Below are 13,388 nucleotides of genomic sequence, written 5' to 3'. Positions count from 1 at the left end.
CAAATAAGAGGTGACAACATGTCCAATCAATCCCTGGAAACGATCGAGCTCCAACTGGCGATTTTAATTCGTCGTTTGACGACAGCGACGGCCGATAACCGTAACTTGGATCGCGCTTCCTACTTACTCTTGCGCCAGTTGTCCGATTCCGGTCAGGTCGGTGTCAAGACACTGGCACGCGAATTACAACTCGATGTGTCGACCGTCAGCCGGCAAGCTGCTGCGCTCGATCAGAAAAAATTAGTCGAAAAAATAAAAGACCCGACAGACGGCCGGGCCTTCTTTTACAACATCACCCATTACGGTCAACAGGAGCTCGAAATTTACCGGACGGCCCGTCTGACGAGTATCGAACGGTTGCTGACAGACTGGCCGGATGAAGATGCCGAGTCATTTGGGCGATTGCTGAAGAAGTTCAACCAAGCATTACGGGAACGGTGAACTCCTTAGAATATGAAACAGAGGACGGATTTCCATCCGCCCTCTGTTTTTTATTGTCGCCTGTTAACCGATTGTCACCTTCTGTTGAATCCGTTCGATTTGCTCCGGCGTCGTCCGACAACAGCCGCCGATCAACCGGGCACCTGCGGCATACCATTCGGGGGCAACGTCTTCAAACGCGGTACAGACTGCTTCACCGGACCAGGTCTTGCTGACCGGATCATACTGTTCCCCAGAATTCGGATAGACGATGATCGGCACATCCGTCAGTTGTTTTAATGTCGTGATGAAGTCGGTCGCGATCGACGCCGGAAAACAGTTGGCGCCGATTGCCGCCAGTTGCGGATGCTCCCCTAAGGACTCGATACATTCACTTAACGGTGTTCCTTCACTGATGTGTGTTGCGTCACGCAGAGAAAAGGCAAGCCACGCCGATCGTTCCGGAAATTCTTCGAGCAGTCGAAACAGTACTTTTGCTTCCTGTAAGGACGGAATCGTCTCAAACGCCAACACGTCTGCCCCTGCTGCAATCAACGCTTCAAGCCGCGGACGGTGGAATGCTTCCAGTTGTGCATCGTCGACTCCGTAATGACCGACATACTCGGAACCGTCTGACAGATACGCACCGTAAGGACCGACCGATCCCGCAATCAGGGCGTGACTTGCCGCCTGTCCGGTTTCCGCACGCGCCTGTTGCGCCAGATAAACCGTTTGTTTCATCAGTTCAATCGCTTCGTCTTCTTTGATTCCCCGGCTGCTAAAACCGGCGACACTCGCTTGATAACTGGACGTGATGGCGCAATCTGCCCCAATTTTAAAATAATCCGTATGGACGCGGTGAATCTGCTCCGGTTCCTCAAGCAATACCCGAGCCGACCACAGCGGGTCCTCGAGATTGCTCCCGTGGCGCTCGAGTTCCGTCGCCAATGCGCCGTCCAATAAAAGATACGGCTTTTCCTTTAACAGTTGTTCAACTGGATTGTTGTTCTTTGACATCTTCTTCACTCCGTTTCCATGAGGTTTTCGTTAGATGATGCACGATGTAGCAGACGGCGATAAACGGCACCCCGAAATACAGAGCGACCCGTTGTGTCGGATCAAAGGCGATCCCGATCAGTGAAGCCAAACACATTAAAAATGACAGAATCGGGACAAATGGATACCAAGGTGTCCGGTAAACCAAATCGTTTACATCATGTCCCTCTTGCAGATAGCGCTTGCGAAACATGAACTGGGAAGCACTGATGCTCATCCAGACGACGACAACTGCCAGTCCGGAAATCGAAACGAGCGCAATGTAAACGGAACCCGGTGCATAGACACTGGACAATAAGGCGAGTAGACCTCCGAGCATACTGAAGAGAACGGCACGTGTCGGGACTCCGCTTGCATTTAATTTAGAAAAGAACGGCGTGATCATCCGTTGATCGGAAAGTGACCAAAGCATCCGTGAAGCGGCGTACAGACCCGAGTTCGCCGCTGACAAAATCGCCGTCAGGATGACGAAATTCATGATATCTGCAGCAAACGGCAGACCAATCCGTTCGAATACGGCAACGAATGGGCTTTCGAGCACTCCTTTTGAATCGTTGGGTAACAGAATCGCGAGAACGATAATCGTCCCGACAAAAAATAAGACAAGCCGGAAGACCGTTGTTCGAATGGCCAGCGGAACCGTCCGTTTCGGATCGACGGCCTCACCTGCTGCAATCCCGATCAACTCTGTTCCGGAATAGGCAAAGTTGACGGCGAGCATCGTCATCAGGATGGCGAATGCTCCGTTCGGGAATAATCCGCCATCCGTCAACGGGGCAAGAAGCGGCGCTTGCGATCCGTCCGCGAGTGGCAGAAATCCGACAATCGCTGCTGTCCCTAAGACGATGAATACTAAAATCGTTAATACTTTGACAGCCGAAAACCAAAATTCAACTTCTGCGAACAAACGAACCGTCAAGACATTGATGCCTAAAATCATGACGACGAACAAGGCACTGAACAGCCAGACCGGGACATCCGGAAACCACCGTTGCATCAATAAACCGGCTGCCGTAAATTCTGAACCGAGCGCCACCGTCCACGTCAGCCAGTAGAGCCAAGCGACGGTATAACCTGTTCCGGATCCAAGATACTTCGTCGCGTAGCTGTGAAAGGCACCCGTCTCCGGCATATGTACGGCCAGTTCTCCTAAGCAGAGCATGACTAGATACACGGCGAGTGCTCCGACCAAGTACGATAAAATCGTTCCGACCCGCCCTGCCTGCTCGAGCGTGTAACCTGTACTTAAAAATAATCCGGTCCCGATGACGCCGCCGAGTGACAACATGACGATATGCCGGGATTCCATTTTCCGGCGAAATGTTCCTTCTTTCATTACTCCTCCACACTCCTCTTTTTCTCATAAAATAAAAAAACGCACCCACATACATGGGTGCGTCGGTCGACAATAAAAAGAAGCTTATCGATCGGGTACGACACCCGCAGGAATTAGCACAGTATCTTTCGACCTGTTGCTGAGGCTTCAAAGGGCCAGTCCCTCCACCTCTCTGGATAAGAATGTAATTTTTCATAACAGTACCAACCCTGTTTTGAATTGTCAAAACAATTCAGAATTCATTACACAAAAAAACGCCTTACACCAAAATGGTATAAGACGTCCGTAGCTTATTTCTTCGCAAACAAATCAGCTGTCTTCAATGCCATCCGAACCGCTTTCCGGTTCAGTGTGCCTTGTTGATGCTTGATTTCTTTTGTCTGACTGTTCAACTTGCCTTGAAGCGATTTGATTTTCTTATCTTTTTCAGCCATTTTTGCTTTATCGCGTTTTTGAGCTGCGACGATTTTTTGTTCTTCTTCTGGGAAGTACGATTCAAAACGTGAAACGGCTTCTTCAATACTGATTCCTGTGATCGGTTTGACGACTGGAAGCAACTCTGCTTTTGCCATTTCACGATCAAACGGAACGTTCTCTGGGTAGTTCGTTTCTTTGTAGATGTGCTCTAAATCATTTGTGTTCAAGAATTCAACGAAATTATCAAAGTTACGCGCTTGGACACGTGTCGGGCTTTGGAAGTCAGCCGACTCAATTACATCTGACAAGCGTGTGCTGTCTGTGATGTCGTTTGCCCAGATGTGTGTCAATTGGTGATAATCCGTTAATTCGCGCATCCGTGCATCTTTTGGAATCAGGATACTTGGTGTTCCGGCAAGTGTTGCCGTGATGTTACCGTGAAGACGTGCTCCGAAGCTGAAGTCAGCTTCTTTCAAGAAGTCGATCCATGTCTGTGCGTTCAAGAAGAAGCGGACACGGTCGTTCATGTAAGTCGGATCCGACATTTTAACCGGATAGTTCGTTACAGATAAGTCAGCAATCGGATGTGTTCCTGTGTACGTCAAACGTAACTCTTTCATCCATTGTGGGATGAAGTAGTGGTTCGGGTACTCTTCCATTCCGCGTGTGATGAAGTTGAGGACGTTTTGTGGTGCAAGACGTGACGAGTTGACACCGATCATCGAATCTTTTGTGATGTTCGTCTCACGGATTTTTAAATCACGGCCAAAGGCATACATCGATGGGCAACCGATGACTTTGTGATCGATTCCTTCGCGGAAACCAAGACGCGTCAAGTATTTTGATGTGATTTCGCCGCGAAGTCCAAGCATGCTTGAGCGTTCAAGAACTGCGCTGACAAAAGCTTTCACATCTTCATCGAATGAGAAACCTTCTTTTAGATCCGGCTCAAATGGTGCGCGTAAACCAACGCCGATGACGACGACTGGAATCTTGAGTTTTTTAATTAATTTCGTATATTTACGCAGTGTCGGGACGAATTCTTTACGGAATGCGTCAGCGAGCGGAATGACATACAAATCAAAGTTCGCGTTGATCTCATCTGCACGCTCTTCTTCATAGTAGTAGTAATCCGGTGTAATCGTCGTACCTTCTGTCATCAATGTACGGAAGATGCTGTATTGATAAATCAAGTTCCCAACATTTCCTCCGATTGAATTGTGTTTCATGAGATACTCTGCGTCAAACTGTTCAAACGGTGTCATACCTGCGCGAATAATAATACGTGTCATGTAAAGTAAATCCCCTCTCACATCTGGTGTTCTTGTTTTATCATTAAATTAACGTCAAAAAATATATTAACGGTTTTTATCAATCTCATTAAGAATAGAGGAGTTTGATTCAAAAAGTCAATGTATAGCCGAGCAGATCCGTTTTCAAACAGACCTGAAAATGATCGATTTTCATGGTAATTTTTCCAATATAATAAACCCATTACTTGATTTTCAGGAGGTGCGTGTGGCTCGATAGACCTGTAAGTTGGCATAAATAGCTCGTAACAGCGGATACCTCGTTTGATCCGCCGTCATGAGCAGACTTCCGAAGAGATGATCGTCCTCGACATCCTGTCCCTTTTCCATGTCGCGTTGCAGGGAGGATTTCATCGTGTCGGTCATTTGAACGATCTGTTTTTCTTGAACCTGTTCGATCTCGTCACTGAAGACAGCACCTTGTTGCTCCATCGCCTGTTTTGCTTCAGCCGTCAATTGACGGATCAGCTCCATCCCCTGTTCCTGCTCTCGGATCGGACCAATCGCCGAACGGAAGAGCGACGTCACACCGGAAAACGTCGTGATGAAAAGATACTTGTTCCACATGTCACGGATGATGGTTTCCGAATACTTGATCGGCGATTTTGTCCCGGTCAGATGCCGTTCCAGTTCTGCCAAGCGTTGCGTCCGTTCCCCCGTTAATGGACCAAACAACAGATGATGGGAAGGACTGGTTTGAAGAATCCGTCCCTGTTCATCCAGTGTCGATTCAATAAAGCATAGTCCGCCGAGCACACGGTGTTCACCAAATGTTTCAGTTAACCGCTCCAGATGTGCCATTCCATTTAACAATGGCAGAATGTATGTATGTTCCACGACAAACGGTTCGATATCCTGTACGACTTGATTCAGGTGGTAGGCTTTCGTCGAAAGCAGAATCAGATCAAACGTCTCATCTGTTCCAGCTTCGATTACACGTGGCGACATCTCAAAATCACCGTGCGGACTGCTGATCTGGAGTCCGGATTTTTCTAACTCCTGCATGCGGCGTTTACGGACTAAAAACGTGACATCCTCCCCTTTTTCCGCCAAACGTCCTCCAAAATAACCGCCGACCGCCCCTGCTCCGACAACTAGAATTTTCATTTTCATCCCTCCGGATCTCTGATTTTTTTCTTCCATTAGTACCTGTTCTTTGTCTAGCCTATCATACAGATCAGACCGAATTGGACAAAGATGACAATTTAATTAAAGCGCTTGCATTTTAGTTTCCGTCGTTTATACTACTTGTATACAAGTATACTCATCAAACAAAGTAGGTGTTTTTATGTCTGATCTTTTATACCCGATTAAGTGGTTATCAAAAGCATCCGCCGGTGATCGTGTCGCCTATGAACTGCGCATGCGGATCATTTCCGGCAAGATCGAGAGCGGTACAGTCTTATCTGAAAACAAATTAGCCGCTGATTTTTCCGTCAGTCGGTCGCCTGTCCGGGATGCCCTGAAGGTGTTGGCGTCAGAACGCATCATCCGGTTGGAACGGATGGGTGCCGTCGTCGTCGGACTGTCGAAGCAAGACATCCAGGAAATTTACGATGTCCGTCTGTTAATCGAGACGTTCGTCTTCGAACGTATCGTCCGGATGGATCGCCAGGATCTTGTCCGTGAATTGAGCAAGATTCTCGAGATGATGAAGATTGCCATCAAGTATAAGGATGCGGATGAATTTTCTTATCAAGACGTCCTGTTCCATGAAACGATCATCCGATCGATTGATCACGGCTATGTCAGCATGATGTGGCAGAATCTCAAGCCCGTCATGGAAAGCTTCATCTTATTGTCGATGCGTCAGCGTCTGGATGATGATATCGAAGATTTCGAGCGGATTCTTGAGAACCACGCGCTCTACATCGAAGCCATCGAGACCGGCGATCGTAAACGGATGATCGCTTCCCTGCACCAGAACTTTGATGATGTACAGGAAGTTGAGGATTTATGGAAATCGCAACAACTGATGACGAAGGGAGTAGAGCCGCATGACTGAATATATGTTAGGAATCGATATCGGAACGACAAGTACAAAAGCAGTGCTCTTCACGACAAAAGGGGAAGTCGTCGGACAAACGAATGTCGGTTATCCGCTTCATACACCAAACCGTTCGACGGCGGAGCAGGATCCGGAAGAGATTTTTCATGCTGTGTTGGAAAGCATCCGGTTGATGACGAAACAACATCCGACGGAACATCCCAAGTTCGTCGCCTTCAGCAGCGCGATGCACAGTCTGATTGCGATGGACGAACACGATCAACCGTTGACTGCCTGCATCACGTGGGCGGACAGCCGAAGCGAGGCCTGGTCGAACAAGATCAAAGAACAGTATGGTTATTCGATCTATCACCGGACAGGAACACCGGTCCATCCGATGTCACCACTCAGCAAGATTTGTTGGCTCGTCGAAGAACATCCCGACATCGCCGCCCGGACAAAAAAATATATCGGCATCAAGGAATTTGTCTTCCAACGTTTGTTCGGTGAATATGTCATCGACCACTCACTCGCGTCCGCAACCGGCTTGTTCAACATTCATGAACTCGACTGGGATACAGAAGCCTTGCACGTCGCCGGCATCGATGCATCCAAACTGTCACGACCGGTTTCAACGACGACTTCGTTTACGAATCTCGCACCGGAATACGCCAAACAAATTGGACTAGATTCCTCTACACCATTCCTGATCGGAGCCAGTGACGGCGTCCTGTCGAATCTTGGCGTCAATGCGATCCGCAAAGGCGAAATCGCGATTACGATCGGAACGAGTGGTGCCATCCGGACGATCATCGACCGGCCGCAAACGGACGAAAAAGGCCGGATCTTCTGTTATGCCTTAACCGAAAACCATTGGGTCATCGGTGGTCCGGTCAATAACGGAGGGATGGTCTTACGCTGGATTCGCGACGAGCTTGCATCGTCTGAAGTCGAAACGGCGAAACGACTCGGGATTGATCCGTATGCCGTCTTGACGAAAATCGCGGAACGGGTCCGCCCCGGTTCGGACGGTTTACTGTTCCATCCGTATCTGTCCGGCGAACGGGCGCCGCTCTGGAATCCGGACGTCAGCGGCTCATTTTTTGGTCTGACATTGTCGCATAAAAAGGAACATATGATTCGGGCAGCCCTGGAAGGTGTCATCTATAACTTGTACACCGTTTTCCTTGCGCTCATTGAATGTATGGATGGTCCGGTCACACGGATTCAGGCGACCGGGGGGTTCGCCCGTTCTGAAGTGTGGCGTCAGATGATGGCGGATATCTTCGAATCAGAAGTCGTCATTCCGGAAAGTTTTGAAAGTTCATGTCTTGGGGCCTGTATTCTCGGATTGTATGCGACGGGGGAAGTCGATTCATTTGAGGTGGCAGCCGACATGATCGGTGATACACATCGTCATGTACCAAATGAAGAAGCGATGCACGAGTATCGTCAGTTATTACCGATCTTCATCAGTTTAGCGCGCGTTCTTGAAAACGACTATCGACGCATCGCTACGTATCAACGGGGTTTGATTCAAAAAGAAATTTAACTTAACGTTTTTTGGGGGAAGTCACATGCCATTAGTCATTGTTGCCATCGGGATTGTTTTATTACTCGTCTTAATCATGGGGTTAAAATTAAATACATTCGTTTCACTGATCATCGTCTCATTCGTCGTCGCGTTACTGCTTGGAATGCCGCTTGATCAAATCGTCACGACGATCGAAGCCGGTCTCGGCGGAACGCTTGGTCACCTCGCCTTGATCTTCGGACTTGGTGCGATGCTCGGAAAGCTGATTGCCGACGCTGGTGGTGCGCAACGAATCGCGATGACGCTTGTCGCGAAATTTGGGGAAAAGAATATCCAATGGGCCGTCGTCGTCGCTTCATTCATCATCGGGATTGCCTTGTTCTTTGAAGTCGGATTGGTTTTATTGATTCCAATCGTCTTCGCGATTTCACGTCAGTTACGGGTCTCGATTCTCTATCTCGGGATTCCGATGGTCGCCGCTTTATCGGTCACACACGGTTTCCTGCCGCCCCATCCGGGCCCAACTGTCATTGCCGGCGAGTACGGCGCCGACCTTGGTCAAGTTCTCTTATACGGCTTTATCGTTGCCGTACCGACGGTCATCATCGCCGGTCCGATTTTCACGAAAATCGCGAAGCGTATCGTACCGGAATCATTCAAGAAAACAGGCAACATCGCGTCACTCGGGGAACAGAAGGAATTTGATTTAAATGATACACCAGGGTTCGGCATCAGTGTCTTCACGGCGATGTTACCGGTCCTCCTGATGTCGATCGCAACCGTATTAACGTTATTACAAAAGACGCTTGGCTGGGACAACAACCCCACTTTAGCTGCCATTCAGTTCATCGGAAACGCGTCGACGGCGATGCTGATTTCCTTGCTCGTCGCTGTCTATACGATGGGACTGGCTCGCCAGATTCCGATCAGAACGGTCATGGATTCATGTACGACCGCGATCACCCAAATCGGGATGATGTTATTGATCATCGGTGGTGGTGGTGCCTTTAAACAGGTGCTGATTGATGGTGGTGTCGGTGATTACGTCGCTGAAATCTTTGACGGAACGACATTATCACCGATTTTACTTGCCTGGATCATCGCCGCCATCTTACGGATTTCACTTGGTTCGGCGACGGTCGCCTCACTGACGACAGCCGGTCTCGTCATTCCGTTGCTCGGTCAATCGGACGTCAACCTCGCACTCGTCGTCTTGGCGACTGGAGCCGGCAGTTTGATCGCTTCCCACGTCAACGATGCCGGGTTCTGGATGTTTAAAGAATATTTTGGATTAACGATGAAAGAAACGTTCGCGACGTGGACCTTGCTTGAGACAATCATTTCCGTCTTCGGACTTGGATTCGTCCTCTTACTCAGTCTCGTCGTCTAAAAAAAGGAGTCGATCTATATGCTACATTCAATCGGAGTCATCGGGCTCGGTGTCATGGGGCGCAACATCGCCCTCAACATGGCGAGCCATCAAGAAGACGTCGCCGTCTACAACTACACACGTGATTTAACAGATGACTTAATGGCACATAACGAAGGATTACCGCTGCATCCTTATTACGAAGTAGCAGATTTTGTTCAATCCCTTGCCCGTCCACGGAAAATTTTCGTGATGGTCACGGCAGGAAGCGCGATTGATTCAGTCATCGAATCACTCATTCCGCATCTTGAAGAAGGCGATATCATCATGGACGGCGGGAATTCTCATTTCCTCGATACAGAACGTCGTTTTGATCAATTGCAACAACACAAGATCGAATACATCGGCGTCGGTGTCTCCGGCGGTGAAGTCGGTGCCCGGACCGGTCCTGCCATCATGCCGGGTGGAACAAAAGAAGCCTACGCACAAGTTGCACCGATTTTGACGAAGATTGCCGCCAAAGTGAACGGCGAGCCGTGTTGCGTCTACATCGGACCAAAAGGGGCCGGTCATTTCGTCAAAATGGTCCACAACGGCATCGAATATGCGGACATGCAATTGATTGCAGAAGCGTACAGTTTCCTCCGGTTCCGTCTTGGACTCGACGTTGAAGAAATCGCTGATGTCTTCTCGTCTTGGAACGAAGGCGAACTGAAAAGTTACCTGATTGAAATCACAGCGGATATTCTCCGGAAAAAAGATGATGCGACCGGTCTTCCATTGATCGATGTCATCTTGGACCAAGCCGGTCAAAAAGGCACAGGCAAATGGACGAGCATGCAATCGATTGATAATGGGATCGCCTCTTCGATCATTACCGAAGCCTTGTTCGCCCGTTATCTCTCGGCCGTCAAAGAAGAACGTGTCGTAGCGGCTACTGTCCTCGGCGGACCAGACGCCCGTGAAACGCTTGATAAAGACGTCTGGATCGAGCGAATCCGCCAAGCGCTTTATATGGGGAAAATTGCAGCCTATGCCCAAGGCTTCACCCAGTACCGGGCGTCGTCCGAACTGTATGACTGGAATTTACGCCTCGAAGAAATCGCCTTGATCTTCCGCGGCGGCTGCATCATCCGGGCCGATTTCCTCAACGTCATCAGTGACGCCTTTGCCAAGGACGAGTCACTGGCGAACCTGATGCTCGCGCCGTACTTCGCCGAGAAGGTTCAGGCTTATCAAACGTCACTGCGCCAAGTCGTCGCAGAAGGTTTCTTGTCCGGACTCGCTGCTCCATGTCTCAGCACCTCATTGACGTATTACGACAGCTACCGAACTGCTAGTTCTAACGCCAACATCTTACAAGCCCAACGTGATTATTTCGGTGCACATACATATGCCCGAACCGATCGCGAAGGGACGTTCCATACGGACTGGCAGTAACTCATACAGCTCTCGTTTCCTGTTTCGTTCAGGAAAACGGGAGTTCTTTTTTTGTTCACACTTTGTTTATCAGAATAGGAAATTACAGGTTATCTCTTGACAAAACAGAGCGGTTATATGAAATTAGTATTAGATTAGAATTATTCTAGTGTGATAGATACAGCTTTTTCTTTTCACTAGAACAGATTCTTAAATAGAACCCAACAGGAGGATTTTTATCATGTCTTTAATCGGAAGTGAAGTAAAACCATTCAGTGCATCAGCATTCCATAACGGAGAGTTCGTCGATCTTACAGATGCTAACCTTCGTGGAAAATGGAGTGTCGTTTGTTTCTACCCAGCAGACTTTACATTCGTTTGCCCGACTGAGCTCGAAGATCTTCAAAACCAATACGCAGCACTCAAAGCGCTTGACGTTGAAGTTTACTCAGTTTCAACAGATACGCACTTTACACATAAAGCTTGGCACGAAACTTCAGAAACAATCGGTAAAATCGAGTACGTCATGATTGGTGATCCGTCACACGTCATCTCACGTAACTTCGAAGTCTTGAACGAACAAGACGGACTTGCAGACCGCGGAACGTTCATCATCGATCCAGACGGTGTCATCCAAACGGTTGAGATCAACGCAGACGGAATCGGTCGCGACGCAAGCACACTCGTTAACAAAATCAAAGCAGCACAATACGTACGCAACAACCCAGGCGAAGTTTGCCCAGCGAAATGGGAAGAAGGTTCTGCAACACTCACACCGAGCCTCGACCTCGTCGGAAAAATTTAAGGAGCGGATTTGAGATGGCTTTAGCAGCAGATATTAAAGCACAACTCGCTCAATACCTGGAGTTATTGGAAGGAGATCTTGTCCTCGCGGTCAGCGCCGGGACAGACTCCGTTTCTCTTGAGATGAGCGAGCTCGTCGAAGAAATCGCGAGCATGTCACCACGAATCAGCATCGAGCAGGCGTCACTGGCTCGGACACCAAGCTTCAGCGTCAATCGTGTCGGTGAAGAGAGCGGAATCACGTTTGCCGGGATTCCACTCGGTCACGAGTTCACGTCCCTCGTCTTGGCGTTACTCCAAGTCAGCGGTCGTGCACCAAAAGTCGATGCTTCACTGATCGATCAGATCAAAGGCATCAAAGAAACATACCACTTCGAGTCCTACATCAGTCTCAGTTGCCACAACTGTCCGGATGTCGTCCAAGCCTTAAACGTCATGAGTGTCCTGAACCCAAATATCAGCCACACGATGATTGATGGTGGCGCGTTTAAACAAGAAGTCGAAGCGAAAGAAATCATGGCTGTCCCAACGGTCTTCGTCAACGGCGAAGCGTTCGGAAACGGTCGGATGTCGCTCGAAGAAATTCTTGCGAAACTCGGCACAGGTGTCGATGCGTCTGACTTTGCGGACAAAGATCCGTACGACGTCCTTGTCGTCGGTGGAGGTCCTGCTGGTTCAAGTGCCGCGATTTATGCAGCCCGTAAAGGCATCCGGACCGGGATCGTCGCGGAACGGTTTGGCGGTCAGGTCATGGATACGATGAGCATCGAGAACTTCATCAGCATGAAGTATACGGAAGGTCCGAAACTCGTTGCGAGTCTTGAAGAACACGTCAAAGAGTACGGCATCGATGTCATGAACCTCCAGCGGGCAAAACGTCTTGAGAAAAAAGACCTCGTCGAACTGGAACTTGAGAACGGTGCGGTCTTGAAAACGAAAAGTCTGATCCTCTCAACAGGAGCACGCTGGCGCAACATCGGTGTACCGGGCGAACTCGAGTTCAAGAACAAAGGGGTTGCGTACTGTCCCCACTGTGACGGTCCACTCTTCGAAGGAAAACGTGTCGCTGTCATCGGCGGCGGGAATTCCGGTGTCGAAGCTGCGATCGATCTTGCCGGTCTCGTCAAACATGTGACGGTGCTTGAATTTGCACCGGAACTGAAAGCAGACGCGGTCTTACAAGACCGTCTGGCAAGTCTTCCGAACGTCACGGTCGTTGCCAACGCCCAGACGAAGGAAATCACAGGTACGGATAAAGTGAACGGCATCACGTATGTCGAACGCGCAACAGGTGCTGAGCATCATGTCGAGCTCGAAGGCGTTTTCGTCCAAATCGGTCTTGTGCCAAACACAGACTGGCTCGGCGAAACGATCGAACGCAACAAGTTCGGTGAAATCCTTGTCGATCGTCATGGCGCAACGAACATCCCGGGTGTCTTCGCAGCCGGTGACTGTACGGACAGTGCTTACAAACAGATCATCATCTCGATGGGATCAGGTGCTACAGCTGCACTCGGTGCCTTCGATTACATGATTCGTAACTGATTATCGAAACGCTTTGCTTCGGCAAGGCGTTTTTTTGATTAGAAAAAAGGTATGTTTCACAAAAGATGTTTCTTTCCGTGCTTTTCTCGGGCGAGGCGCAAGCCCATAGATGTCAACTTAGCCAAAAGATGAGTTGAGAAAGCTCTCATTTTTTATTCCTGATGCGTTTCATTCGGATGATTAGCGGAAAA

General features: G+C 49.1%; 11 protein-coding genes and 1 riboswitch. Of the genes, 7 read left to right on the top strand and 4 right to left on the bottom strand.

The window, feature by feature from the left end; genetic code table 11:
* Positions 1 to 18: 18 nt before the first annotated feature.
* Complete coding sequence (locus tag KNQ13_RS09915) at positions 19 to 441, top strand: MarR family winged helix-turn-helix transcriptional regulator (protein ID WP_026830464.1); 423 nt, start codon at positions 19 to 21, stop codon at positions 439 to 441.
* Between the two features lie 63 nt (positions 442 to 504).
* Here the strand turns inward: KNQ13_RS09915 and mmuM are convergent, their stop codons facing one another.
* From mmuM to KNQ13_RS09895, 4 genes are all read right to left on the bottom strand, one after another.
* Positions 505 to 1,437, bottom strand: a complete 933-nt coding sequence (gene mmuM, locus KNQ13_RS09910) for a homocysteine S-methyltransferase (protein WP_026830465.1) — start codon at positions 1,435 to 1,437, stop codon at positions 505 to 507.
* Positions 1,412 to 2,812, bottom strand: coding sequence for an amino acid permease (locus tag KNQ13_RS09905; protein ID WP_014971697.1), 1,401 nt, complete (start codon positions 2,810 to 2,812; stop codon positions 1,412 to 1,414). The genes mmuM and KNQ13_RS09905 overlap by 26 nt, the downstream gene beginning before the upstream one ends.
* An 81-nt stretch (positions 2,813 to 2,893) precedes the next feature.
* Positions 2,894 to 2,995: riboswitch (SAM riboswitch) on the bottom strand.
* Positions 2,996 to 3,102: 107 nt separating this feature from the next.
* Complete coding sequence (locus KNQ13_RS09900; protein ID WP_014971698.1) at positions 3,103 to 4,521, bottom strand: polysaccharide pyruvyl transferase family protein; 1,419 nt, start codon at positions 4,519 to 4,521, stop codon at positions 3,103 to 3,105.
* 213 nt (positions 4,522 to 4,734) lie between these two features.
* Positions 4,735 to 5,646, bottom strand: a complete 912-nt coding sequence (locus KNQ13_RS09895; protein WP_026830466.1) for a ketopantoate reductase family protein — start codon at positions 5,644 to 5,646, stop codon at positions 4,735 to 4,737.
* Between the two features lie 181 nt (positions 5,647 to 5,827).
* Between KNQ13_RS09895 and KNQ13_RS09890 the strand changes: the two genes are divergently transcribed.
* The 6 genes from KNQ13_RS09890 (at position 5,828) to ahpF (ending at position 13,197) form a co-directional block, all read left to right on the top strand.
* Positions 5,828 to 6,544: a GntR family transcriptional regulator gene (locus tag KNQ13_RS09890; protein WP_026830467.1), complete on the top strand. Its 717-nt coding sequence runs from the start codon at positions 5,828 to 5,830 to the stop codon at positions 6,542 to 6,544.
* Complete coding sequence (gene gntK / locus KNQ13_RS09885) at positions 6,537 to 8,078, top strand: gluconokinase (RefSeq protein ID WP_026830468.1); 1,542 nt, start codon at positions 6,537 to 6,539, stop codon at positions 8,076 to 8,078. Before KNQ13_RS09890 ends, gntK begins: the two co-directional genes overlap by 8 nt.
* Positions 8,079 to 8,103: 25 nt before the next feature.
* Positions 8,104 to 9,450 carry a GntP family permease gene (locus tag KNQ13_RS09880; protein ID WP_014971702.1) on the top strand — a complete coding sequence of 449 codons (1,347 nt, stop codon included), beginning with the start codon at positions 8,104 to 8,106 and terminating at the stop codon, positions 9,448 to 9,450.
* A gap of 18 nt (positions 9,451 to 9,468) precedes the next feature.
* The gene (gene gnd / locus KNQ13_RS09875; RefSeq protein WP_014971703.1) at positions 9,469 to 10,869 is read left to right on the top strand and encodes a decarboxylating NADP(+)-dependent phosphogluconate dehydrogenase; all 1,401 of its coding nucleotides are present in this window, start codon (positions 9,469 to 9,471) and stop codon (positions 10,867 to 10,869) included.
* Positions 10,870 to 11,089: 220 nt separating this feature from the next.
* Complete coding sequence (gene ahpC / locus KNQ13_RS09870; protein WP_026830469.1) at positions 11,090 to 11,653, top strand: alkyl hydroperoxide reductase subunit C; 564 nt, start codon at positions 11,090 to 11,092, stop codon at positions 11,651 to 11,653.
* A 14-nt stretch (positions 11,654 to 11,667) separates the two neighbouring features.
* The gene (ahpF, locus tag KNQ13_RS09865; protein WP_026830470.1) at positions 11,668 to 13,197 is read left to right on the top strand and encodes an alkyl hydroperoxide reductase subunit F; all 1,530 of its coding nucleotides are present in this window, start codon (positions 11,668 to 11,670) and stop codon (positions 13,195 to 13,197) included.
* Positions 13,198 to 13,388: the final 191 nt, after the last annotated feature.

It is taken from the genome of Exiguobacterium sp. s128, from assembly GCF_018618815.1.
Taxonomy (GTDB): domain Bacteria; phylum Bacillota; class Bacilli; order Exiguobacteriales; family Exiguobacteriaceae; genus Exiguobacterium_A; species Exiguobacterium_A antarcticum.
Note: the sequence above shows the minus strand (reverse complement) of the source record. Positions and strands in the feature narration are given on the sequence as shown.

What these genes read in the sequence shown, in the direction of transcription:
- KNQ13_RS09915 (WP_026830464.1), top strand. Translation starts at nt 19, where the DNA reads ATGTCCAATCAATCCCTGGAAACGATCGAGCTCCAACTGGCGATTTTA.
- mmuM (WP_026830465.1), bottom strand. Translation starts at nt 1,437, where the DNA reads ATGTCAAAGAACAACAATCCAGTTGAACAACTGTTAAAGGAAAAGCCG.
- KNQ13_RS09905 (WP_014971697.1), bottom strand. Translation starts at nt 2,812, where the DNA reads ATGAAAGAAGGAACATTTCGCCGGAAAATGGAATCCCGGCATATCGTC.
- KNQ13_RS09900 (WP_014971698.1), bottom strand. Translation starts at nt 4,521, where the DNA reads ATGACACGTATTATTATTCGCGCAGGTATGACACCGTTTGAACAGTTT.
- KNQ13_RS09895 (WP_026830466.1), bottom strand. Translation starts at nt 5,646, where the DNA reads ATGAAAATTCTAGTTGTCGGAGCAGGGGCGGTCGGCGGTTATTTTGGA.
- KNQ13_RS09890 (WP_026830467.1), top strand. Translation starts at nt 5,828, where the DNA reads ATGTCTGATCTTTTATACCCGATTAAGTGGTTATCAAAAGCATCCGCC.
- gntK (WP_026830468.1), top strand. Translation starts at nt 6,537, where the DNA reads ATGACTGAATATATGTTAGGAATCGATATCGGAACGACAAGTACAAAA.
- KNQ13_RS09880 (WP_014971702.1), top strand. Translation starts at nt 8,104, where the DNA reads ATGCCATTAGTCATTGTTGCCATCGGGATTGTTTTATTACTCGTCTTA.
- gnd (WP_014971703.1), top strand. Translation starts at nt 9,469, where the DNA reads ATGCTACATTCAATCGGAGTCATCGGGCTCGGTGTCATGGGGCGCAAC.
- ahpC (WP_026830469.1), top strand. Translation starts at nt 11,090, where the DNA reads ATGTCTTTAATCGGAAGTGAAGTAAAACCATTCAGTGCATCAGCATTC.
- ahpF (WP_026830470.1), top strand. Translation starts at nt 11,668, where the DNA reads ATGGCTTTAGCAGCAGATATTAAAGCACAACTCGCTCAATACCTGGAG.